Origin of the sequence: Oryzobacter telluris, assembly GCF_043099285.1 — a bacterium.
In the GTDB taxonomy this organism is placed as follows: domain Bacteria; phylum Actinomycetota; class Actinomycetes; order Actinomycetales; family Dermatophilaceae; genus Oryzobacter; species Oryzobacter telluris.
The window spans coordinates 1,934,252-1,956,994 of sequence record NZ_CP170723.1; the positions used below are offsets into that span (position 1 = coordinate 1,934,252).

The 22,743-nt window shown below is 73.8% G+C and carries 23 protein-coding genes and 1 tRNA gene; 16 read left to right on the plus strand and 8 right to left on the minus strand.

Going from position 1 to position 22,743, the window contains the following annotated elements; translation table 11 throughout:
- Positions 1-17: 17 nt before the first annotated feature.
- On the minus strand, positions 18-1,205 hold the full coding sequence (locus ACFLFB_RS08760) for a PucR family transcriptional regulator (RefSeq protein WP_392545328.1): 1,188 nt from the start codon (positions 1,203-1,205) through the stop codon (positions 18-20).
- Between the two features lie 39 nt (positions 1,206-1,244).
- Complete coding sequence (argG, locus tag ACFLFB_RS08765) at positions 1,245-2,660, minus strand: argininosuccinate synthase (protein WP_392545329.1); 1,416 nt, start codon at positions 2,658-2,660, stop codon at positions 1,245-1,247.
- Between the two features lie 98 nt (positions 2,661-2,758).
- Here argG and ACFLFB_RS08770 point away from each other — a divergent pair, with 98 nt between their 5' ends.
- The 5 genes from ACFLFB_RS08770 (at position 2,759) to katG (ending at position 7,852) form a co-directional block, all read left to right on the plus strand.
- Positions 2,759-3,934: a glycerophosphodiester phosphodiesterase family protein gene (locus ACFLFB_RS08770; RefSeq protein WP_392545330.1), complete on the plus strand. Its 1,176-nt coding sequence runs from the start codon at positions 2,759-2,761 to the stop codon at positions 3,932-3,934.
- 115 nt (positions 3,935-4,049) lie between these two features.
- Positions 4,050-4,511, plus strand: coding sequence for a glycerophosphodiester phosphodiesterase family protein (locus ACFLFB_RS08775; protein WP_392545331.1), 462 nt, complete (start codon positions 4,050-4,052; stop codon positions 4,509-4,511).
- Positions 4,512-4,573: 62 nt separating this feature from the next.
- Positions 4,574-5,107, plus strand: a complete 534-nt coding sequence (locus tag ACFLFB_RS08780) for a glycerophosphodiester phosphodiesterase family protein (protein WP_392545332.1) — start codon at positions 4,574-4,576, stop codon at positions 5,105-5,107.
- A 73-nt stretch (positions 5,108-5,180) separates the two neighbouring features.
- On the plus strand, positions 5,181-5,648 hold the full coding sequence (locus ACFLFB_RS08785) for a Fur family transcriptional regulator (RefSeq protein WP_392545333.1): 468 nt from the start codon (positions 5,181-5,183) through the stop codon (positions 5,646-5,648).
- Complete coding sequence (gene katG / locus ACFLFB_RS08790; RefSeq protein ID WP_392545334.1) at positions 5,645-7,852, plus strand: catalase/peroxidase HPI; 2,208 nt, start codon at positions 5,645-5,647, stop codon at positions 7,850-7,852. Before ACFLFB_RS08785 ends, katG begins: the two co-directional genes overlap by 4 nt.
- A gap of 67 nt (positions 7,853-7,919) precedes the next feature.
- Here the strand turns inward: katG and ACFLFB_RS08795 are convergent, their stop codons facing one another.
- From ACFLFB_RS08795 to fdhD, 3 genes are all read right to left on the minus strand, one after another.
- Complete coding sequence (locus tag ACFLFB_RS08795) at positions 7,920-8,225, minus strand: MTH1187 family thiamine-binding protein (protein WP_392545335.1); 306 nt, start codon at positions 8,223-8,225, stop codon at positions 7,920-7,922.
- Entirely contained in the window at positions 8,225-11,008 is a 2,784-nt protein-coding gene (gene aceE, locus ACFLFB_RS08800; protein WP_392545336.1) for a pyruvate dehydrogenase (acetyl-transferring), homodimeric type, read from the minus strand. Before aceE ends, ACFLFB_RS08795 begins: the two co-directional genes overlap by 1 nt.
- A 125-nt stretch (positions 11,009-11,133) precedes the next feature.
- Complete coding sequence (fdhD, locus tag ACFLFB_RS08805; RefSeq protein ID WP_392545337.1) at positions 11,134-11,964, minus strand: formate dehydrogenase accessory sulfurtransferase FdhD; 831 nt, start codon at positions 11,962-11,964, stop codon at positions 11,134-11,136.
- Positions 11,965-12,042: 78 nt separating this feature from the next.
- On the opposite strand from fdhD, the gene ACFLFB_RS08810 reads away from it, so the two are divergent.
- The 11 genes from ACFLFB_RS08810 (at position 12,043) to ACFLFB_RS08860 (ending at position 19,953) form a co-directional block, all read left to right on the plus strand.
- Positions 12,043-12,546 (plus strand): PH domain-containing protein, encoded by a 504-nt coding sequence (locus tag ACFLFB_RS08810; RefSeq protein ID WP_392545338.1) that lies wholly within the window; start codon positions 12,043-12,045, stop codon positions 12,544-12,546.
- A complete protein-coding gene (locus tag ACFLFB_RS08815) occupies positions 12,543-14,126 on the plus strand; it encodes a PH domain-containing protein (RefSeq protein ID WP_392545339.1) in 1,584 nt (527 codons plus the stop codon). Before ACFLFB_RS08810 ends, ACFLFB_RS08815 begins: the two co-directional genes overlap by 4 nt.
- A gap of 5 nt (positions 14,127-14,131) precedes the next feature.
- A complete protein-coding gene (locus tag ACFLFB_RS08820) occupies positions 14,132-14,575 on the plus strand; it encodes a DUF3052 domain-containing protein (RefSeq protein ID WP_392545399.1) in 444 nt (147 codons plus the stop codon).
- Between the two features lie 30 nt (positions 14,576-14,605).
- Positions 14,606-15,085, plus strand: coding sequence for a peroxiredoxin (locus ACFLFB_RS08825; RefSeq protein WP_392545340.1), 480 nt, complete (start codon positions 14,606-14,608; stop codon positions 15,083-15,085).
- 73 nt (positions 15,086-15,158) lie between these two features.
- Positions 15,159-15,231, plus strand: a tRNA-Val gene (locus ACFLFB_RS08830).
- A 1-nt stretch (position 15,232) separates the two neighbouring features.
- Complete coding sequence (locus tag ACFLFB_RS08835; protein WP_392545341.1) at positions 15,233-16,078, plus strand: Nif3-like dinuclear metal center hexameric protein; 846 nt, start codon at positions 15,233-15,235, stop codon at positions 16,076-16,078.
- Positions 16,075-16,815, plus strand: a complete 741-nt coding sequence (locus tag ACFLFB_RS08840) for a zinc ribbon domain-containing protein (protein WP_392545342.1) — start codon at positions 16,075-16,077, stop codon at positions 16,813-16,815. The genes ACFLFB_RS08835 and ACFLFB_RS08840 overlap by 4 nt, the downstream gene beginning before the upstream one ends.
- A complete protein-coding gene (locus ACFLFB_RS08845; protein ID WP_392545343.1) occupies positions 16,812-17,753 on the plus strand; it encodes a reverse transcriptase-like protein in 942 nt (313 codons plus the stop codon). The genes ACFLFB_RS08840 and ACFLFB_RS08845 overlap by 4 nt, the downstream gene beginning before the upstream one ends.
- 43 nt (positions 17,754-17,796) lie before the next feature.
- Positions 17,797-18,210: a rhodanese-like domain-containing protein gene (locus ACFLFB_RS08850; protein ID WP_392545344.1), complete on the plus strand. Its 414-nt coding sequence runs from the start codon at positions 17,797-17,799 to the stop codon at positions 18,208-18,210.
- Positions 18,211-18,212: 2 nt separating this feature from the next.
- Entirely contained in the window at positions 18,213-19,424 is a 1,212-nt protein-coding gene (locus ACFLFB_RS08855) for an O-succinylhomoserine sulfhydrylase (RefSeq protein ID WP_392545345.1), read from the plus strand.
- A 25-nt stretch (positions 19,425-19,449) separates the two neighbouring features.
- A complete protein-coding gene (locus ACFLFB_RS08860) occupies positions 19,450-19,953 on the plus strand; it encodes an SRPBCC family protein (protein WP_392545346.1) in 504 nt (167 codons plus the stop codon).
- Here the strand turns inward: ACFLFB_RS08860 and ACFLFB_RS08865 are convergent.
- From ACFLFB_RS08865 to ACFLFB_RS08875, 3 genes are read right to left on the minus strand one after another with little or no spacing between them, the layout of a single operon-like run.
- A complete protein-coding gene (locus ACFLFB_RS08865; protein WP_392545347.1) occupies positions 19,932-20,819 on the minus strand; it encodes an oxygenase MpaB family protein in 888 nt (295 codons plus the stop codon). The two genes, ACFLFB_RS08860 and ACFLFB_RS08865, sit on opposite strands and share 22 nt — an antisense overlap.
- A 60-nt stretch (positions 20,820-20,879) precedes the next feature.
- Positions 20,880-21,986, minus strand: a complete 1,107-nt coding sequence (locus tag ACFLFB_RS08870) for an SLC13 family permease (protein WP_392545348.1) — start codon at positions 21,984-21,986, stop codon at positions 20,880-20,882.
- A complete protein-coding gene (locus ACFLFB_RS08875; protein WP_392545349.1) occupies positions 21,983-22,729 on the minus strand; it encodes a YaaA family protein in 747 nt (248 codons plus the stop codon). The genes ACFLFB_RS08870 and ACFLFB_RS08875 overlap by 4 nt, the downstream gene beginning before the upstream one ends.
- Positions 22,730-22,743 lie beyond the last annotated feature (14 nt).

Sequence of the window (22,743 nt, forward strand, 5' to 3'; positions counted from 1 at the left end):
CACAAAACACGCACGGCTCAGGGGCGGGGTGTGGCGCGCGCCACCGGGCCGAGCCGGTGCAGCGCCAGCGCCGTGCGCACGGTCTGGGCGTCGTGCGCGTCGGTGAGGTCGTAGCCCACCGCCTTGGTGATGCCGGCGAGGCGGTAGCGCACCGTGTTGGGGTGGACGATGAGCGCCCGTGCGGTGCCCTCGACGCCCTCGGCGCCGTCGAGCCAGGCCGCCGCGGTCTCGAGGAGGGTGCCGCCCGCGCTGTCGGCGAGCGGCGCGATGATCCGCGCCACGAGCGCGCCGCGCGCGGGGAGGTCGCCGAGGAGCGCCCGCTCGGCGAGGAGGTCGTCGGCGTGGACCGGGCGGGGGGCCGCGGGCCAGGCGGGGGCGGCGGTGTGGCCGGAGATCGCCGCCCGCGCGCTGCGCCCCGCGGCGAACAGGTGGGGGACTGTCGGCCCGATGACGAGCGGCCCGTCGCCGAGGTGCGGGTCGAGCGCGGAGGCGAGGGCCGGTGCATCCGTGACCCCGCCGCCGATGCAGATGATGCGGGGCCCGTGGATGGCGACGAGCAGCTCGGTGCCGTGCCGCCGCGCCGCCCGGTGCAGGTCGGTGATGACGGGGGTGGGTGCTCCGGGAGGCGTGGACCCGACGACGACGACGACCTTGGTGACGGCGCCCCAGCCCAGCGCCGCCGCGCGCGACTGCATCGAGTCGTCGGCCTCGCCGCGGATGACGGCGTCGACGACGAGGGACTCGAGCCGGGCGTCCCACGCGCCACGCGCCTCGGCCGCCTGGGCGTAGACCTCGGCGGCCGAGAAGGCGACCTCGCGGCTGTAGCGGAGCACGGCCTCGCGGGCGAGGTCGCCCTCGCCGGGGGCGGCGAGGTCGGCGATCTCGCGCTCGACCACGGCGATGACCGTGCGCAGCAGGTCGAGGGTCTGGGCGAGCGAGATCGACCGGGTCAGCTCGCGCGGGGCGGTGCCGAAGACGTCGGCGGTGACGGCCGCCTTGCCGTGGTCGCCACCGAACCAGTCGAGGAAGCTGCTGATGCCCGCCTGGGCGACCAGCCCGATCCACGAGCGGTTCTCGGCCGACAGCGACCGGTACCACTCGTGGTCGGCCTCCATCTGCTGCACGGCGGCCGCGCCGAGGTCGCCCGCGGCCCGCGCCACGCGGGTGCGGGTCGCGTCCGAGGGGGTCCTGCGCTCAGCGGGCACGCGGGCAGTCTATTTGTGCGGCCCGCACAACCGTGCAGGTCAGTCGGTTCCCGACTCCATGGCGGCGCGGTCGAGGGCGTCGTCGTCGCCACCCTGCGCGAGGGGGTTGGCCGTGATCTGGTCGGCGCCCCCCGGCTCGAGCTCGCCGACGAGCTCGACGTGCCGGGCGCCGAGCTGGCCCTGCGCGGCGTAGAGCTCGAGCTTGGAGCGGCTGTCGGCGATGTCGAGGTTGCGCATCGTCAGCTGCCCGATGCGGTCGACCGGGCCGAAGGCCGCGTCCTCGACGCGCTCCATCGAGAGCTTGTCGGGGTGGTAGCTGAAGTTCTCGCCGCGGGTGTCGACGATGGAGTAGTCCTCGCCGCGCCGCAGCCGCAGGGTGACCTGCCCGGTGACGGCGGAGGCGACCCAGCGCTGGAGGGCCTCGCGCATCATCAGGCTCTGCGGGTCCAGCCAGCGGCCCTCGTAGAGCAGGCGGCCCAGGCGGCGGCCCTCGGCGTGGTAGTTGGCGAGGGTGTCCTCGTTGTGCACGGCGTTGAGGAGGCGCTCGTAGGCGATGTGCAGCAGCGCCATGCCCGGCGCCTCGTAGATGCCGCGCGACTTCGCCTCGATGATCCGGTTCTCGATCTGGTCGGACATGCCCAAGCCGTGGCGGCCGCCGACCGTGTTCGCCTCGTCGACGAGCGCGACGGGGTCGAGGGTGCGGCCGTTGATGGCGACGGGCCGGCCCTGCACGAAGGTGACGGTGACGTCCTCGGTCTCGATCGCGACGGCGGGGTCCCAGAACCGCACGCCCATGATCGGCTCGACGACCTCCATCGACTCGTCGAGGTGCTCGAGGGTCTTGGCCTCGTGGGTGGCGCCCCAGATGTTGGCGTCGGTGGAGTAGGCCTTCTCCTGGCTCGAGCGGTACGGCAGGTCGCGCTCGGTGAGCCAGGCGCTCATCTCGTGGCGGCCGCCGAGCTCGGCGACGAAGTCGGCGTCGAGCCACGGCTTGTAGATCCGCAGGTTGGGGTTGGCGAGCAGGCCGTAGCGGTAGAACCGCTCGATGTCGTTGCCCTTGAAGGTCGAGCCGTCGCCCCAGATCTCGACCTGGTCGGCGTGCATGGCCCGCACGAGGAGGGTGCCGGTGACGGCGCGGCCCAGGGGAGTGGTGTTGAAGTACGTCTTGCCGCCGCTGCGGATGTGGAAGGCGCCGCAGGCGATCGCCGACAGCCCCTCCTCGACCAGCGCGCTCTTGCAGTCGACGAGGCGCGCCAGCTCGGCGCCGTACTGGCCGGCGCGGTCGGGGACGGTGTCGATCTCGGGCTCGTCGTACTGCCCGAGGTCGGCCGTGTACGTGCACGGCACCGCGCCCTTCTCGCGCATCCACGCGACGGCCACGGAGGTGTCGAGACCCCCGGAGAAGGCGATGCCGACGCGCTGGCCGACGGGCAGGGAGGTGAGGACCTTGGACACGCTGTAACTATATACAGAGCAATGCATAAACCTCCAATCAGGGTGGGGATGTCGCGGAGCGTCGGACGGGGGCCCGGGCCCCGGGTAGGGTGCCGCGCGTGAGGGGACGCACGGGGGTGGTGGGGCTGGTGCTCGCCCTGGGAACGGTGGTCGTGGGCGCGGCCCCGGCCCAGGCGTCGGCCCCCGCCGTCGGCGTCCCTACCGTCGACCGCACCACGCGCACCGCGCCGTCCGTCGCCCGGCTGCGCCAGCCGATGGTCATCGGGCACCGCGGGGCGTCGGGCTACCGCCCCGAGCACACCCTGGCGGCGTACGAGCTCGCGGTGCGCCAGGGCGCCGACGCGATCGAGCCCGACCTGATGATGACGAGCGACGGCGTCCTCGTCGCCCGCCACGACGCCGAGCTGAGTGCCACGACCGACGTCGCGTCGCGCCCCGAGCTCGCCGACCGGCGCACGACGCGGACCGTCGGCAGCGCCTCCGTCACGGGCTGGTTCGTCGAGGACCTCACCCTCGCCGAGCTGAAGACCCTGCGGGCCCGCGAGCGCTGGCCCGCGTTGCGCCCGGGGAGCGCGACGTACGACGGCCGCTACGCCGTCCCCACCTTCGCGGAGGTCCTCAGCCTGCGGGCCCGGCTGAGCCGCTCGACCGGTCGTTCGGTGGCGGTGGTCCCCGAGCTGAAGAACTGGGCCTCGCTCTCGGCGGCCGGGCTCGACCCCGAGGCGGCCCTCGTCGGCGACCTCGAGCGGGCCGGGCTGAACCGCCGCGACGCCCCGGTGTGGACGCAGTCGAGCCAGTGGACCCCGCTCGACGACCTGCGCCACACCCACGGCTACCTGCCGCGGCTCGTCCTCGTCGCGTCGGTGAAGGGCGGGCCCGGCGACCTCGCCAGCGCGGGCACCCCGCGCACCTACGCCGACCTCCTCACCCCGGCCGGGCTCCACGAGATCGCGCAGACGGTCGACGCCGTGGCCGCGGAGAAGGGGCTCGTCGTGCCGCGCCGGTCCGACGGGCGCCTCGGGGCGCCGACCTCGCTGGTCGCGGACGCGCACGCCGCCGGGCTGGCCGTCTTCCCGTGGACCTTCCGGGCCGAGAACACCTACCTCCCGGTGAACCTGCGGGTCGGCAGCGACCCCGCGGGCCGGGGGCGGATGGCGGCCGAGGTCACCGCCTTCGTGCGGGCCGGGGTCGACGGCGTGTTCTGCGACCACCCGGACGTCTGCGTCGCCGGCCGGGCCGCGGCGCGCGCGACCCGCACCCGCACGTCGGGCTGACCTGCGACGTCGCCCGCTCGCCGAGACGTCACCGAGGCGTCATGGCGTCGTCGGCCGGTGTTCGCCGTCGGCTTCCTAGCGTCGAGGGCATGACCGAACGACGTCAGGACTCGCCGTGACCGCTCTCGCCCTGGGCCTCACCGTGGCCGCCGGCCCCGGGGCCGTCGCCGCTCCCGCCCTCCCTTCCCGACCCGTGGCGGCGGCCTCGGCGGCCGCCGCCCGGGCCCTGCCCCACCCGCTCGTCATCGCCCACCGGGGAGCCTCCGGCTACCGGCCCGAGCACACGCTGGCCGCCTACGAGCTCGCGGTGCGGCAGGGGGCCGACGTCATCGAGCCAGACCTGGTGATGACGCGTGACGGCGTCCTCGTCGACCGCCACGAGCCCGAGATCGGCGGCACGACCGACGTCGCGGACCACGCCGAGTTCGCCGACCGCTGCACGACCAAGCAGGTCGACGGTGCCCCGGTCACCGGCTGGTTCGTCGAGGACTTCACCCTCGCCGAGCTGAAGACCCTGCGCGCCAAGGAGCGCCTGCCCGCGCTGCGCCCCGGCAGCGCCCGGTACGACGGCCGCTGATCAAGCACTCCACCTACCTGCACGCCGCCGGCCTGGACCCTGAGGCCGCCCTGGTCCGCGCGGTGACCCCGTACGGCCTGAACACGCGCAGTGCCCCGCTGTGGGTGCAGTCCTTCGAGTGGACCAACCTCGTGGACCTGCGCACCGCGCACCGGTTCCGGGCCAAGCTCGTCTTCCTCGTCAGCGCGACCGGTGGCCCGTACGACCTGCGGGCGCAGGGCACGCCGCGCAGTTACGTTGAGCTGGTCGCCCCGGCCAACCTCCCGCGCCTGGCCGAGGTCGTCGACACCATCGGCGCCGAGAAGGCGGTCGTCATCCCGCGGCGTGCCGACGGGACGCTGGGGGAGCCGACGTCGTTCGTCGAGGACGTCCACGCGGCCGGCCTGGCCGTGACGCCGTGGACCTTCCGCGCCGAGAACTCCTTCCTGCCGGTCGACCACCGCGTCGGCACCGACCCGGCCGCGCGCGGCCGCATCGTCGATGAGGTGCTCGCCTTCCTGCGCACGGGGGTCGACGGGGTGTTCTGCGACCAGCCCGACGTGTGCGTCGAGGCCCGCGACCACCTCTGGGCGGAGGACGACAGCGCCACCGGCTGAGCCCCACCGACCGGTGGGGGAGACGCGCCGCCCTTGTCTTGACCTGTTCAAGAGAAGCGACGATGCTGGGGCGGTGCCCCCCACCGAGTTCCCCGAGCTGCTGCGCGCCGCCGAGCTGCGCGTCACCCGGCCCCGGCTCTCGGTCCTCGCGGCGGTGCACGCCCGCCCGCACGCCGACACCGACGAGGTCATCGCCGCCGTGCGGGCCGACCTCGGCGCGGTGTCGCACCAGGCGGTCTACGACGTCCTGCGGGCGCTCACCGCGGCCGGCCTCGTGCGGCGCATCCAGCCGCCGGGGTCCCCGGCCCGGTACGAGGCGCGGGTGGGCGACAACCACCACCACGTCGTCTGCCGGTCCTGCGGCGCCATCGCGGACGTCGACTGCGCCGTGGGCGACGCCCCGTGCCTCACCCCGTCGCACGACCACGGCTTCACCATCGACGAGGCCGAGGTCGTCTACCGGGGCCTGTGCCCCGACTGCGCCCGAACCACCCACCCCCGACCTGACCACCAGCACCGAACAGGAGATGGACCCACGTGACCGACGAGCAGCACGGCGTGACCGACCAGGGCAGCGAGAGCGAGAACCCGGCGATCGACGCCCCGACGCCCAAGAACAGCCGGCCGCACACGAACCAGGACTGGTGGCCCAACCAGCTCGACCTCTCGGTCCTGCACACGAACTCCCCGGCGGCCAACCCGCTCGGTGAGGACTTCGACTACGCGCAGGAGTTCGCCCGGCTCGACGTCGAGGCCCTCAAGGCCGACCTCGTCCAGGTGATGCGCACCTCCCAGGACTGGTGGCCCGCCGACTACGGCCACTACGGGCCCCTCTTCATCCGGATGAGCTGGCACGCCGCCGGCACCTACCGCATCGAGGACGGCCGCGGCGGTGGTGGCTCGGGACAGCAGCGCTTCGCGCCTCTCAACAGCTGGCCGGACAACGCCAACCTCGACAAGGCCCGCCGACTCCTGTGGCCCGTGAAGCAGAAGTACGGCCAGCAGGTCTCGTGGGCCGACCTCCTCGTCCTCGCCGGCAACGTCGCGCTCGAGGACATGGGCTTCACGACCTTCGGCTTCGCCTTCGGCCGTCCCGACGTCTGGGAGCCGGAGGAGGTCATCTGGGGTCCGGAGGACACCTGGCTCGGCGACGAGCGCTACACCGGCGACCGTGAGCTCGGCGAGAACCTCGGCGCGGTCCAGATGGGCCTGATCTACGTCAACCCCGAGGGCCCCAACGGCGAGCCCGACCCGCTGAAGGCGGCCCGCGACATCCGCGAGACGTTCCGCCGCATGGCCATGGACGACGAGGAGACCGTCGCGCTCATCGCCGGCGGCCACTCCTTCGGCAAGACCCACGGCGCCGGTGACCCCGACCTCGTCGGCACCGAGCCCGAGGGCTGCCCCGTGCACTCGATGGGGCTGGGCTGGAAGAGCGAGTACGGCTCGGGCAAGGGCCGCGACACCATCACGAGCGGGCTCGAGGTCACCTGGACCCAGACGCCCACGCAGTGGAGCAACAAGTTCTTCGAGAACCTCTTCGGGTTCGAGTGGGAGCTGACCAAGAGCCCCGCGGGGGCGCACCAGTGGCAGCCGAAGGACGGCGGCGGCGCGAACACCGTGCCCGACCCCGAGGACGGCTCGCTCTCGCGCCCCCCGACGATGCTCACGACCGACCTCGCGCTGCGCTTCGACCCGGCGTACGAGGCGATCTCGCGCCGCTTCCTCGAGGACGCCGACGCGTTCGCGCTGGCGTTCGGCAAGGCCTGGTACAAGCTGCTCCACCGTGACATGGGCCCGGTCTCGCGCTTCCTCGGACCGTGGGTCCCCGAGGCGCAGCTCTGGCAGGACCCGGTCCCCGCCGCCGAGGGCGAGCTCGTCACCGACGAGGACGTCGCCGGCCTGAAGCAGGCGCTGCTGGACTCCGGGCTCACCCCGGCCCAGCTCGTCCGCACGGCCTGGGCGTCGGCGGCCAGCTTCCGCGGCACCGACAAGCGCGGCGGCGCCAACGGGGCGCGCCTGCGCCTGGAGCCGCAGCGCAGCTGGGCGGTCAACGACCCCGAGGAGCTCGGCTCCGTGCTCGAGACCCTCGAGCGGGTCAAGGCCGACTTCGACGCCGCCGGTGGTCGCACCGTCTCGCTGGCCGACCTCATCGTCCTCGGCGGTGCCGCGGGCGTGGAGGCGGCGGCGCGCGCGGCCGGCCACGAGGTCACCGTGCCGTTCGCGCCGGGTCGCACCGACGCGACGCAGGAGATGACCGACGTCGAGTCCTTCGCCGTCCTCGAGCCCCGCGCCGACGGGTTCCGCAGCTACCTGCGGGCCGGTGAGAAGACCGCCCCCGAGCTGCTCCTGCTCGACCGGGCGAACATGCTCACGCTCACCGCTCCCGAGCTCACCGTGCTCGTCGGTGGCCTGCGGGCCATCGGGGCCAACCAGGGCGGCAGCTCGCTCGGTGTCCTCACCGAGCGTCCGGGCCAGCTCACCTCTGACGTGCTGCGCACGCTGCTCGCGCCGGGCCTGGAGTGGACCACCTCGCAGACCGAGCACGTCTACGAGGGGCGCGACACCGCCACCGGTGAGGTGCGCTGGACCGCCACGGCGGCCGACCTCGTCATCGGCTCGCACTCTCAGCTGCGGGCCATCGCCGAGGTCTACGCCAGCGACGACGCGCACGAGAAGTTCGTCGCCGACTTCGTGAAGGCGTGGGACAAGGTCATGACGCTCGACCGGTTCGATCTTCGCTGAGCGAGAGCCGACCACGACGAAGGGCCCGGGCGCAGTGCCCGGGCCCTTCGTCGTAGTGAACGACGGCTCAGCCGCGGTCGAGGACCTCGTCGACCCGGCGGACCTTGCCCTCGAGCATCCCCGTGTGACCGGGGCGGATGTCGGCCTTGACGACGAGCGACACGCGGTCGGCGCCGGCGTCGGTCATCGTGTCGACGCACCGCTTGAGCACGGCCATCACCTCGTCCCACTCGCCCTCGACGTTGGTGAACATCGCGTTGGTCTCGTGGGGGAGGCCCGACTCGCGGACGACCCGGACGGCACCGGCGACGGCCTCGGCGTAGGACCCGCCCTCGGCCGGGGTGGCCGGGGCGATGGAGAACGCCAGCAGCATCAGCTGTCGCCGCCCGCGTTGCCGGACGTGCCCGCCGTGACGTCGGAGAGCCGGTAGCGGCGCGCGGCCTCCAGCGGCACCGACCGCTCGACCTCGCCGCGGGCGGCCAGTGCCTGGAGCGCGCGCACCGCCATCGAGGGGCCGTCGATGTGGAAGTACCGGCGTGCTGCGGGACGGGTGTCGGAGAAGCCGAACCCGTCGGCGCCGAGCGAGGTGAAGTCGCCGGGCACCCACGGCTGGATCTGGTCCTGCACCGCGCGCATGTAGTCGGACACGGCGACGACCGGGCCCTTGCGGTCGCGCAGCTTCTGCGTGACCCACGGGACCTCCGCCTCGGACTCGGGCTCGAGGAAGGCCTTCTCGTCGCAGCGCAGGCCGTCGCGGCGCAGCTCGTTCCACGAGGTCACCGACCACACGTCGGCCACGACGTGCCAGTCGTTGCGCAGGAGGTCCTGGGCCTCCAGCGCCCACGGCATCCCCACGCCCGACGCCAGCAGCTGCACGCGCGGGGCGTCGTCGGCCAGGCCCTCGGTGGAGCCCTCGGCGAAGAGGTACATGCCCTTGAGCAGGCCCTCGCGGTCGAGGTTCTCGGGCTCGGCCGGCTGCACCATCGGCTCGTTGTAGACCGTGAGGTAGTAGATGACGTTGCGCTGCTCGTCGGTGAGCGAGTCGTCGGTGCCGTACATCCGGTGCAGGCCGTCCTGCATGATGTGCGCGATCTCGTACCCGAACGCCGGGTCGTAGTGCACGACAGCGGGATTGGTGGAGGCCAGCAGCGGCGAGTGGCCGTCGGCGTGCTGCAGGCCCTCACCGGTGAGGGTCGTGCGACCGGCCGTGGCCCCGATGAGGAAGCCGCGGGTCATCTGGTCGGCGGCGGCCCAGATCGAGTCGCCGGTGCGCTGGAACCCGAACATCGAGTAGAAGACGTAGAGCGGGATCATCGGCTCGCCGTGCGTCGAGTAGCTCGACCCGGCGGCGGTGAACGCGGCCAGCGAGCCGGCCTCGTTGATGCCGAGGTGGAGGATCTGCCCGTCCTTCGCCTCGCGGTACGCGAGCATCTGCTCGGCGTCGACCGGCGTGTAGTTCTGGCCGTGCGGGTTGTAGATCTTGATCGTCGAGAAGAAGCTGTCCATCCCGAAGGTGCGGGCCTCGTCGGGGATGATCGGGACGATGCGGCGCCCGAAGTCCTTGTCGCGCATGAGGTCCTTGAGGATGCGGACGAACGCCATCGTCGTGGCAATCGCCTGCTTGCCCGAGCCCTTCTTGACCTGGGCGTACGCCGAGTCGTCAGGCAGGTGGACCGTGGTCTGCCGGACCCGGCGCTCGGGCACCCCGCCGCCGAGCTTGGCCCGGCGCTCGAGGGCGTACTTGATGACGTCGTCGTCGGGGCCCGGGTGGTAGTACGGCGCGTTGTACGGGTCCCGCTCCAGCTGCTCGTCGCTGATCGGCAGGTTGAGGCTGTCGCGGAAGTTCTTGAGGTCGTCGAGGGTGAACTTCTTCATCTGGTGGGTCGCGTTGCGCCCGGCGAAACTCTGGCCCAGGCCGTAGCCCTTGATCGTCTTGGCGAGGATGACGGTGGGCTGGCCGGTGTGCTCGAGGGCGCCCTTGTAGGCCGCGTAGACCTTGCGGTAGTCGTGGCCGCCGCGCTTGAGCTTCCACCAGATGTCCTCGTCGGACCAGTCGGCCACCATCTTGCGGGTGCGCGGGTCGCGGTCGAAGAAGTGGTCGCGGACGTACTTGCCGTCGTTGGCACGGAAGGTCTGGTAGTCGCCGTCGCTCGTGCTGTTCATCAGGTGGGTGAGGGCGCCGTCGCCGTCGGCGGCGAGCAGCGGGTCCCAGCCGCGGCCCCAGACGACCTTGATGACGTTCCAGCCGGCGCCGCGGAAGAACGCCTCGAGCTCCTGGATGATCTTGCCGTTGCCGCGAACCGGGCCGTCGAGGCGCTGGAGGTTGCAGTTGACGACGAAGGTGAGGTTGTCGAGCTCCTCGCCCGCCGCCAGCTGGAGCAGGCCGCGCGACTCGGGCTCGTCCATCTCGCCGTCGCCGAGGTAGGCCCAGACGTGCTGGTCGCTCGTGTCCTTGATGCCGCGGTTGTGCAGGTACTTGTTGAACTGCGCCTGGTAGATCGCGTTCATCGGCCCGATGCCCATGGAGACCGTGGGGAACTCCCAGAAGTCGTTCATCAGGCGCGGGTGCGGGTAGCTGGGCAGCGCCAGCGGCGAGCCGTCGACGACGTGCGACTTCTCCTGGCGGAAGCCGTCGAGGCGGTCCTCGCTGATCCGGCCCTCGAGGAAGGCGCGGGCGTACATGCCGGGGGAGGCGTGGCCCTGGAAGAAGACCTGGTCGCCGCCGCCGGGGTGGTCCTTGCCGCGGAAGAAGTGGTTGAAGCCGACCTCGTAGAGGGTCGCGGCCGAGGCGTAGGTGGAGATGTGGCCGCCGACGCCGATGCCGGGGCGCTGGGCGCGGTGCACGATCATCGCGGCGTTCCAGCGCAGGTACGCGCGGAAGCGGCGCTCGACGTCCTCGTCGCCCGGGAACCACGGCTCCTGTTCGGGGCTGATGGTGTTGACGTAGTCGGTCGTGGTCAGCGAGGGGACGCCCACCTGCATCGCGCGCGAGCGCTCGAGGAGGCGCAACATGAGGTAGCGCGCGCGCATCCGGCCGGGTCCGTCGATGACGGCGTCGAGGCTGTCGAGCCACTCCTGGGTCTCGGCCGGGTCGATGTCCGGCAGGTGCGTCGGGATGCCGTTGAGGATGGGACCGACGTCTTCGCGGGAGGCCACGCGCTCGTCCTTTCGCCAGTGACGGTCGCGCCAGGGTGAGGCGCGTCTGGCGCCCATCCTTCACCCAGAGAGCACCGGGCGCCCAATTCGGTTCACGCTACTGACCGGTATGCGAAAGGGGCAGGTCAGGAGGAGAGGCGGTCGGGGCGGCTGTAGACCGAGAACCGGGGTGTGCGGGTGAAGGCGACGAGGGTGATGCCGGCCTGCGTGGCGAGGTCGACCGCCAGCGACGTGGGTGCCCCCACCGCGACGACCGCGGGGATGCCGGCCATCGCCGCCTTCTGGACGATCTCGAAGCTGGCCCGGGCGCTGACCACGAGAACCGTTGCGGAGAAGGGCAGCTCGTGCTCGCGGGACGCGGCCCCCACCACCTTGTCGACCGCGTTGTGCCGACCCACGTCCTCGCGCACGACGAGGAGCTCGCCGGCGGCCGTGGCCAAGGCAGCCGCGTGCACGCCGCCGGTGCGCTCGAAGACCGGCTGGCGGGCGCGCAGGGCGTCGGGGAGCCCGGCGACGACGGCCGGGTCGAGGACGAGCGGGTCGTCGGCGACCGCGAACCGGCCGCGCGTGCGCACGTCGTCGACGGAGGCCGAGCCGCACACGCCGCAGGCGCTCGTCATCGCCTCGGTGCGGGCGCGGGGCGGGGTGTGGAGGGAGGCGCCGGCAGCGAGGGTGACCTCGACGACGTTGTAGGTGGGTAGCCCGTCCTCGCCGATGTCGGTGCAGTGCATGAGCCGCGCGACCTCGGTGGCCGAGTGCAGCTGGCCCTCGGTGAGGAGGTGGCCCAGGGCGAGGTCGAAGTCGTCTCCGGGCGTGCGCATCGTCGTCGTCAGCGGCTCCTCGCCGACGCGGATCTCGAGCGGCTCCTCGACGGCGACGGTGTCCGGGCGCTCGAGGCGCGCGTCGGCCTCGACGTCCCACCGCGTGCGACGCACCCGTGTCGTGACCCGGCCCATGCTCGTCATCCAAACACACCGGGGCCCGTGTCGACCGTCGCCGACTGCGGCCCGCACGCGCTCGGGCACACTGTGGCCATGGCCGATCCCGCACCCGAGGCGCCCGTGACGCTCCATGGCGGCGACCTGCCCTGGCGCCCGGTCTCGCCGGCGCTGGCCCGCGTCCGCCTCATCTCGCTGTTCGTCGTGCTCCTGGCGCCCACGGTCGTCAGCCTCGCGCTCGGCCTGCTGCTCTCCCGCTGGGCCCTGTTCGGCCTGCTCGCGGTGGCGCTCGTCGCCCTGTGGGGCACGTGGCTGGTGCGACGCCAGGTGAGCGCGATCTCGTGGGTCGAGCTCGAGGAGGAGATCGTCATCCGCAAGGGGCGGCTCTTCCGCTCGCTCGTCAGCGTGCCCTACGGGCGCCTGCAGTACGTGGACATCCAGTCGGGCCCGCTGGCCCGCGCCCACGGCATCGCGTCGTGCGAGATCCACACCGCCTCGCCCGAGAGCGGCGGCTCCATCCCGGGGCTGCCCGTCGACGAGGCCGAGGCCCTGCGCGCGCGCCTCGCCGCTCGTGGCGAGACGCAGCGGGCGGGTCTGTGAGCGATCCCGACAGCGCACCCGTGGCCGACGCCGCGGGGGAGTGGCAGCGGATGCACCCGCTGTCGCCGCTGCTGCGCGGCGGGGTCGTCCTGCTGGCGATCCTCGGCTACGCCGTGTCGCAGATCGGCGACCGCCTGCTCGGGTCCTGGGGGCTGGGCTGGGTCACCGGCGGCGAGCCCGACGAACCCGGTGACCCGACCGCCGCCGCCCTCGTGGGCCACCCGCTCGTCGCCCTGGGGCTCGTCGTCCTGCTGCTGGCGATCGTCGGCGGGGTCAACTGGGTCGCGTGGCGGTTCACCCGCTTCCGGGTGGCGCCCCACCAGGTCGAGCTGCGCAGCGGCGTGCTGTTCCGCCAGCACCGCCAGGTGCCCTTCGAGCGGGTCCAGGCCGTCGAGCTGTCGCGGCCGCTGCTGGCCCGCCTCCTCGGGCTCGCCCAGGTGGTCGTGCAGTCGGCCGGCGGCTCGGACTCCCAGCTCACCCTGTCCTTCCTCACCCTGGCGCGCGCCGACCAGCTGCGCGACGAGCTCCTCGTGCGCGCCGGCCACAGCGACGAGGTCGGCCACGACGCCGGGCCCGCTTCCGGCACACCGGAGGACGTGGGCGCGCCCGTGGCGCCCCGCGCCCCCGCGGGTGGCGCCGGGCGGCCCGTCCTGGCGGTGCCCAACGGCCGGCTGTTCGTGGCGACGATCCTCCACGGGTCGACGATCGTCCTCGGGATCGTCGCCGCCGTCGCGGCGCTCGGTGCCGGGTTCGAGCGCTTCGGCGCCGTGACGCTCGTCAGCCTGCCCGCCCTCATCCCCGCCACCTTCGCCATCGGGATGAACCGGGTGCGCGAGCTGCTCGCCCACGGCAACTTCCGCGTCGCCGACACCGGCACCGGGGTGCGGGTCCAGGAGGGCCTCACCGACCTGCGCGCCACGACCATCCCCATCCACCGGGTCCAGGCCGTCGAGCTCGTCCAGCCGCTGTGGTGGCGGCCGTTCGGGTGGTGGCGGATCCGGGTCAACGTCGCCGGCAGCAAGTCCACCGGCGAGGGGGAGGGGCGAGGCGAGACCGTGCTGCTGCCCGTGGGCACCTTCCCCGAGGCCGTCGCCGTCCTGGACGTCGTCGCCCCCCAGGTCACCCCGGACGGCTGGTGGGCCGCCGCGAACGGCGACGGCCCGCAACCGGGCTGGAACCCGGTGTCGCCGCGCACGCGCTACCTCGACCTGCTCTCGTGGCGCCGCAACGCCTGGCACCTCGAGACCGCGGCCGTCCTCCTGCGCGACGGCCGCCTCACCCGCCGGGCCGTGGCCGTGCCGCTGGCCCGCATCCAGTCGGTGGCCGTGCGCCAGGGCTGGCTCGAGCGGCGCCTGCGGGTGGCCACGGTCCACGTCGTCCCGGCACCCGGTCCGGTCCGGCCGGTGCTCGACCACCTCGAGGTCGCCGATGCCGAGACCTTCCTCGCGCAGGTCGGCGCGCGCGCCCGGGAGGCCCGCCGCTCCCGGCGCGTCGCCACCCCCGCGCTTGCAGTGGACCCACCTCCGTTGGTCAACTTGAGCCACGAACCGCAGCACCTCCACGAGAACGAAAGGCAGTGACCGTCGTGAACAACGCCGTGCCACCACCGGCCGACCCCGGGTCGACCGGCTCCGGAGCCGCCCAGCGGCTCGGGTTCGCCCCCGAGCAGGTGGTCCAGGAGTTCGGCTGGGACGACGACGTCGACGACGAGTTCCGCCTCGCCGTCGAGGACGTCTGCGGTGCCGAGATGGAGGACGACGACTACACCGGCGTCGCCGACGCCGTGCTGCTGTGGTTCCGGGGCGGCGACGGTGACCTCGGTGACGCCCTCGTCGACATGGTCGGCGTGCTCGAGGACGGCGGGTTCGTCGTCCTCCTCACGCCGAAGTCGAGCGGCGAGGAGGTCGACGCGAGCGAGATCGACGAGGCCGCCGTCACGGCCGGCCTGCACAGCGCGGGCACCTTCAACCCCTCCCCGGACTGGCGCGCCCACAAGCTCGTCTCGCCCAAGTCGAAGGCTCGGCGCTGACCCCCTGACCCGGCTGGCAGGATGGTGGGCATGACCTCGCCCACCGTCACCCCCCTCGCCGTCGGTGCGCTGGCCCCTGACTTCACCCTGCGCGACCAGAACGGGGTCGAGGTGTCCCTGTCGGGGCTCACGGCCTCCAAGAACGTCGTCATCGTGTTCTACCCGTTCGCGTTCTCCGGCATCTGCACCGGCGAGCTCGACGAGATCCGCGACCACCTCGAGCGGTTCGTGTCCGACGACCTCCAGGTCGTCTGCGTCTCCACCGACGGCATGTTCTCGCTGCGCGCCTGGGCCGACATCCAGGGCTACTTCTTCCCGTTGCTGTCCGACCACTGGCCGCACGGCGAGGTCACCGAGGCCTTCGGGGTCCTCAACCCGACCACCGGGGCGCCCGTGCGCGGGACCTTCCTCGTCGACCGCGACCGGGTGGTTCGCTGGACCCTCGTCAACGGCCCCGGCGAGAAGCGCGACTTCAGCGAGCTGCCCACCCAGGTCGCGGCCCTGTCCTGACCGGGGGGCCCGCGCGCACCTGCCACAATGGCCGCTGGCCGAGCGGCCCCGGGCGCCCGGGGCGACGGCCGAAGGGCCTGTAGCTCAGCTGGTAGAGCGCCGCGTTTACACCGCGTCGGTCGTCGGTTCGATCCCGGCCGGGCCCACATGAGTGACGACCTGACCCTGCGCGAGGTGCTCGAGGTCGTCGAGCGCCTCTACCCGCCGTCCACCGCCCAGTCGTGGGACCGGGTGGGGCTCGTCACCGGCGACCCCGACCAGCCGGTGCGGCGCATCCACCTCGCCGTCGACCCCACGCTGGCCGTCGTCGAGGAGGCCCGCGAGCTCGGCGCCGACCTCCTCCTCACGCACCACCCGCTGCTCCTGCGCGGGGTCCACGCCGTCGCGACCACCACGGCGAAGGGCGCCACGGTGACCCACCTCGTCGTCGGTGACGTCGCGCTGTACGTCGCCCACACCAACGCGGACGTCGCGGCCGAGGGCGTGTGCGAGGCGCTGGCGGAGGCGTGCGGGCTGGGGGTCACCCAGCCGCTCACGGTCGCCGAGGACCAGCCGCTGGGCCGGGTGGGCGACCTCCCGGAGGCGGTGTCCCTGCGGGCGTTCGTCGAGGGCCTGGCCGCCCACCTGCCCCGCACGGCGACCGGCCTGCGCGCCGCCGGACCGCCGGAGGCCCCGGTGCAGCGGGTCGCCGTCCTCGGCGGCGCGGGCGACGACCTCTTCGACGCCGTGCGGGCCAGCGGCGCCGACGTCTACGTCACCGCCGACCTGCGCCACCACCCGGTGCTCGAGGCGCGCGAGGAGGCCCGCGGCGGACCGCCCTTCCTCGTCGACGCCGGGCACTGGGCCAGCGAGCAGGTCTGGCTGGCCCGGGCCGAGAAGGCGCTGCTCGCGGGGCTCGGCGACCACGCCGCTAGGGTGGGGACCCACATCAGCACAGTGCGCACCGACCCCTGGACCTTCGTGGTCGGTGCCGACCCCGGAGGTAGCCCGTGATCGCCGAGCCCAACCGCCAGCTGCGGCTGCTCGACCTCCAGGCGATCGACACGCGCCTCGACCAGCTCAGCCACGCGCGTCGCACCCTGCCCCAGCTCGCCGCCCTCGCCGACCTCGAGGGCAAGGCCCGCCTCATCGACGACCAGCTGGTGCGCTCGCGCACCGAGCTCGACGACGTCCAGCGCGAGGTCCGCAAGGCCGACTCCGACGTCCAGCTCGTCCGCGACCGCGCGGCGCGTGACCAGGCGCGCCTCGACGCCGGCACCGGCAGCGCCAAGGACCTCCAGGCCATCCAGCACGAGCTCACCTCGCTGGCCCGCCGCCAGTCCGAGCTCGAGGACGTCGAGCTCGAGGTGATGGAGCGCGCCGAGGCCGCCGAGTCCGACGTCAACGAGCTCGAGCGCGGTCGCGGCGAGCTGACCGCCCGCATCGCGGCGCTGGAGGTCGAGCGCGACCAGGCCTTCGCCCGGCTCGACGCCGAGGCCGCCGCCATCGGCGGACCGCGCCCGCACGTCGCCGCGGACGTCGGCGAGGACCTCGTGGCCCTCTACGAGAAGATCCGCGCCAACAGTGGCGGCACCGGGGCCGCGGCCCTCACCCAGCGGCGCTGCACCGGCTGCCAGCTGGAGCTGAACGCCACCGACATCCAGAGCATCCGGGCGGCCGCCGCCGACGAGGTGCTGCGCTGCGAGGAGTGCCGCCGCATCCTCGTGCGGACCCCCGAGTCCGGCCTGTGAGCCGGCGGCTCACCGTCGAGGCCGACGGCGGGTCGCGCGGCAACCCCGGCGTCGCCGGGTACGGGGCGCTCGTGCGCGACACCGAGACCGGTGCCCTGCTCGCCGAGCGCGCCGAGCCCCTCGGCAAGGCGTCGAACAACGTCGCCGAGTACCGCGGGCTCATCGCGGGGCTCGAGGCGGCCGCGCACATCGACCCCGCGGCCGTCGTGCTCGCGCGGATGGACTCCAAGCTCGTCGTCGAGCAGATGTCGGGCCGATGGAAGATCAAGCACGAGGACATGAAGCGCCTCGCCCTCCAGGCCCGTGACGTCGCCGCCGGCATCGTCCGGGCCGGGGGAGCGGTGCGCTACGAGTGGATCCCGCGCGAGAAGAACAAGGACGCCGACCTGCTCTCGAACGTCGCGATGGACGGCCGGACCGTGCACCGCTACCTCGAGGACGACACCGAGGCCCCCGAGGCCGCCGCCGACGCACCCACCGCCGCCACCACCGACGCCTGCGCCCCCGTGGCGGCGATGCCGGGCAGCCCAGTGCGCGTCGTCCTCGTGGCCCAGGCGCAGGGGGAGGCCGCACGCTCCGCGGCCGCGGCCGTCGCCCACCTGCTCGGCGGCGCCCCGCGCTGCCTGCTCACCGCGCCGTCCGACGTCGCGGTCGAGGCCGCGGCGGAGGTCGGCTCGGCGCTGGGTGCCGAGGCGGTCGTCGACGGCGGCTGGGGCGAGGAGGACGACGCGCTCCTCGCCGCGTGGGACCGGGTCGTGCAGCGGGGCGGGACCACCGTCGTCGTGTGCGCCCCGGACGCCGTGCGGACGGTCCTCGGGCACCTCCTCGGCGTGCCGGCCGAGCGCCGCTCGCGGCTGGCCGTCGCGCCCGGCTCGCTCGCCGGTGTCGAGGTCTGGGACGGCGACGAGGTCTCGGTCGCCTTCACCAACCGCACCTGAGACGGGCCGACGCCGCTCGCGCAGAGCCGCTTACGCTCGACACATGAGCTACGCAGGAGACGTCACCCCCGCGGAGGCCTACGCCGCCGTGACCGGTGAGGAGGGCGCCCTCCTCGTCGACGTGCGCACGCGGGCGGAGTGGACCTACGTCGGCGTACCCGAGCTCGAGGGGCGCGGCCACGAGGTCGCGTTCGTCGAGTGGTCCACCTTCCCCGACGGCCGGATCAACGGCTCCTTCGTCGACCAGCTGCGGTCCGCGGGCCTCGAGGCGGGCCGGCCGGTCTACCTCATCTGCCGGTCGGGCGTGCGCTCCGTCGCCGCGGCCACCGCGCTCACGGCGGCCGGACTCGGCCCCGCCTACAACGTCCTCGAGGGCTTCGAGGGCCCCCACGACGCGCACGGCCACCGCACCGTGGGGGGCTGGAAGAACGCCGGCCTCCCGTGGCGGCAGGGCTGAGCATGGGCGAGCAGGAGTGGCGTCCGCAGACGCGCGCGGTGCGGGGAGGCCTGTCCCGCAGCGGTTTCGACGAGACGGCCGAGGCCCTCTTCCTCACGTCGGGCTTCGTCTACGAGTCCGCGGAGCAGGCCGAGGCCGCGTTCAAGGACGAGGTCGAGCACTACATCTACAGCCGCTACGGCAACCCCACGGTCACGATGTTCGAGGAGCGCCTGCGCCTCGTCGAGGGCGCCGAGGCGTGCTTCGCCACGGCCTCCGGGATGGCGGCCGTGTTCACCGCGATGGCCGCGCTCTGCGGCGCGGGTGACCGCGTCGTGTCGAGCCGGGCGCTGTTCGGCTCGTGCTTCGTCATCCTCGACGAGATCCTGCCGCGCTGGGGGGTCGAGACCGTCTTCGTCGACGGCGCCGACCTCGACCAGTGGCGCGAGGCCCTGTCGGTCCCCACGACGGCGGTCTTCTTCGAGACGCCGAGCAACCCGATGCAGGAGCTCGTCGACATCGCGGCCGTGAGCGAGCTGGCGCACGCCGCCGGCGCCACCGTGGTCGTCGACAACGTCTTCGGCACACCGGTGTTCTCGCACCCCCTGGCCCACGGCGCCGACGTCGTCGTCTACTCCACGACCAAGCACATCGACGGGCAGGGGCGCGCCCTCGGCGGCGCGATCCTCGGGCCGAAGGACTACGTCGACGGCCCGGTGAAGAACCTCATGCGGCACACCGGGCCCTCGATGTCACCGTTCAACGCCTGGGTGATGACCAAGGGCCTGGAGACGCTCGACCTGCGCGTGCGGGCGATGGCCGACTCGGCGCTCACCGTGGCGCGCACCCTGGAGGAGTGGCAGCACGCCGGCCGCGGCATCCGCCGGGTCGTGCACCCGTTCCTCGCCAGCCACCCGCAGCACGCGCTCGCCCTGCGCCAGATGGACGGGGGCGGCGGCACCGTCGTCACCTTCGAGGTCGAGGGCGGCAAGGAGGCGGCGTTCGCCCTCATGAACGCCCTCACCGTCGTCGACATCTCGAACAACCTCGGCGACGCCAAGTCGATGTCCACCCACCCGGCCACGACCACGCACCGGCGGCTCTCGCCCGAGGACCGGGCGGCGGTCGGCATCACCGACGGCACGGTGCGGGTCTCCGTGGGCCTGGAGGACGTCGCCGACCTCGTGGAGGACCTCGACCGCGGCCTCACCGCGGCGACCGCCGTGCAGCGCTGACCAGCCCGTTTGTTAGCGTCACCCCATGACCTCGTCCCCCGACCTCCTCTCCGTCGAGCGGTTCGTCCCCGCACCGCCCGCCGCGGTCTTCGACCTCCTCGTCGACCCGGCCAAGCACGCGGAGATCGACGGCGGCGACACGGTCGTCGCGGCCCGCAGCGGGGGCCGGCGCCTCGGCCTCGGCGACCGGTTCGGCATGGACATGCACCTCGGCACCGCCTACTCGACCCTCAACACCGTCGTCGAGTTCGAGCAGGACCACCGCATCGCCTGGCAGACCACCGCCACCGGCCTGCTGTCCAAGGTCCTCGGCGGCCGCATCTGGCGCTACGTCCTCGAGCCGGTCGACGGCGGCACCAAGGTCACCGAGACCTGGGACATCCGCTCGGAGGCCACCACGAGCAAGCCGTTCGTGCGCGGCATGCGCTCGATGACCCGGCGCAACATGGAGCGCACCCTGGCCCGCATCGAGGAGATCCTCGCCGGCGAGAAGGCCACCGACGAGGCTCAGCCGCCCGCGGCCACCTGACGCTCCTCGGCGACGCCGGCCATCGCCCAGCGCACCGCGCTGGTCCCGAGGCCACCCAGGCCACGGGCCGCGACGGCCACCGGTCCGACGACGGGCAGCCGCAGGGCCCGACGCGCCCACCCGGGCAGGATCGCCACGCCACCGGAGGCGATGAGGCCGTAGCCCGGCCGCGCCGCCCACGGCAGCGGCGGGTCGAGCAGGAGGAAGCGCGCGGCCTCACGGGCCGGCGTCGTGGGCTCGAGCTCGGGACGGAACGAGGCGAGCGCCGCGTCGAGCTCGGCCACGGTTGTGGGGAGGTCGCGAGCCCCGAGGCGCTCGGCGACGAGGACCGACTGCGCCACGTACGTGTCGGCCTCGGCGGCGGTCAGCGGGGTGCCGGAGTACTGCTGGTACGCGGTGAGGAAGCTGTGCGCCTCGGCCACGTGCACCCAGCCGAGCAGGTGGGGGTCGCTCGCCCGGTAGGGGCGGCCCGTCTCGTCGGTGCCCCGGACCCGCTCGTGGACGGCCCGCACCCGCGCGATGGCGGCCTCGGCGTCCTCGACCGTGCCGAACGTCGTCGTGGCGAGGAATCCCGAGGTGCGCTGGAGCCGACCCCACGGGTCGCCGCGGTAGCCGCTGTGACCGGCGACCCCGGCCATCGCGAGGGGGTGCAGAGACTGCAGCAGCAGGGCCGCGACCCCGCCCGGGAACATCGACGCGTCGGCGTGCACGCGCCACACCGGGTCCTCGGGCGTGAACCAGCGCTCACCCTCGCGCCCCCAGATGACGGCGGCCCGCTCGCTCGCGTCGTCGCCGGCGACCCGGGCGCGCAGGGCGTTGCCGAGGCGGCGCTGGGGGACCCGGGTGAGGGCGGCGAGGAGGGACACGCCTCCATCCAACGTCACCGGGGGCGGTCGCGACGAACGTCGCGCCGGTCCTGTCGAAGGTCAGCCGGCCACGGCGAGGGCCACGGCGCCCGCGGCGACCGACAGCACGGCGCACGCCGCACCCGCCGGGACGAGCCACCGCCACGGGACCGCGACCCCGGCGGTGCGGCAGCGCTGGATCCACAGCAGGGTGGCCAGCGACGCCCAGGGGGTGACCAGCGGACCCGCGTTGACGCCCACGAGCAGCGCCATCAGGCGCAGCGGCTCCTGCGCGACGGCCGGCTCGACGACGAGGTAGGCGGGCAGGTTGTTGGCGAGGTTGGCGACGACCGCCCCGACGCCGGCGACGCCGAGCAGGGCGGCGGTTCCCGTGCCGTCCGGGACCACCGCGGCCACCACGCGCTCGAGGCCGTGCTCGTGCAGCACCTCGACGAGCAGCGAGACCCCGACGAAGGCCGCGGCCATCACCCACGGCACCGGCAGCCCGCGCACCAGCTCGGGAGCGCGGCGTCGGGCGACGAGGAGGAGGACCGCCGCCGCCGCGAGCGACACCGCCCACGGCGGCGCCCCCAGGGCGAACAACGGACCGAGGGCCAGGCAGACCCCACCGGCCCAGCGCAGGAGGACGGGGTCGTGCGGGTCCGCGGGCGGGTCCACCGTGTACGCGGCCCGCAGCGACCGGCGGTGCAGCGCGCCCACCAGCACCAGGGTGGCGACGACGCACGCGAGGGCCGGCGCCCAGGCGAGCCGCACGTAGTCGCCGTGGCCGAGGCCGAGCCGGCCGAAGCTGTGCAGCGCGAGGAGGTTGGTGAGGTTGGAGACCGGCAGCAGCATCGAGCCGGTGTTGGCGATCCACAGCGTCGTCACGGCGAAGATCCGCGGGTCCAGGCCCACCTGCCGCGCCACGGCCAGGCCCACCGGGGTGAGGAGGACCGCGGTGGTGTCGATCGACAGCACCACGGTGCAGACCACCGCGAGGGCCGAGAACAACAGCCAGAGCGCCCACGCGCGATGCCGCCCCCAGCGTGCCACCTGGTGGCCGGCGACGTCGAACACCCCGGCCCGCTCGGCGACCTCCGCGGTCACGGTGATGGCGAGGAGGAAGACGACGACGGGGACGAGCCGCTCGACCATCCCGGCCACGGCGGTGCCGTCGACGACCGTCACGGGGCGGTGACGTCGAGCACCCAGGGGGCGCCGGGCTTCTCGGGCGCGTGGAGCTCGACCGCGAACGCACCGGCGACGACGTCGGCCAGCGCCGGCACCGAACGCGGGGCGACGCCGGCGACGCAGAGGTGCCGGGCGACGAGGCCGCGGGTGTGCTTGGCCATGTGGCTCGCTCCCGGCACCCGGACCTGCACCCACCGGTGGGCGAGGTCCTTCCCGGGTCGCCACGCCGCGGCGTAGGCCGCCGACCGGCAGTCGACGACGACCCCACGGCCCACGGCCTCGGGGAGCACGGTGTCGAGCACCGGCCGCCACGCGCCGGCGAGCGCCCCGACGCCGGGGAGCGTCACGGCCATCGACAGGCGGTAGGCGGTGATCCGGTCGGTGGGGCGGACCGCGCCGTGCAGCGCCGACACGACGACGAGCCAGCGGTTGGCCCGGCGGCGGGCGGCGGTGTCGAGGGAAGCGAGGTCGAGGGCGTCGTAGAGGACGCCGGTGTAGACCTCGGCGGCCGGGGTGGAGGGAGCGGTGGCGAGCGCGAGGTTGCGGGCGACCTCGTCGCGGAGGCCCTCGGTGACGCCGAGGACGTCGAGGGCGTCGGGGGCGCCGCTCGCGGTGGCGAGGGCGGCGGCCACGCGCTCGCGCGTGGGTCCCAGCTCGGGGAACGACCACGTCGCGGGATCGGCCGGCTTCCCGCGGCGACGGTTCGACTTCGACTCCGACGGCGGGAGCAGGATCAGCACCGGGACAGCCTAGG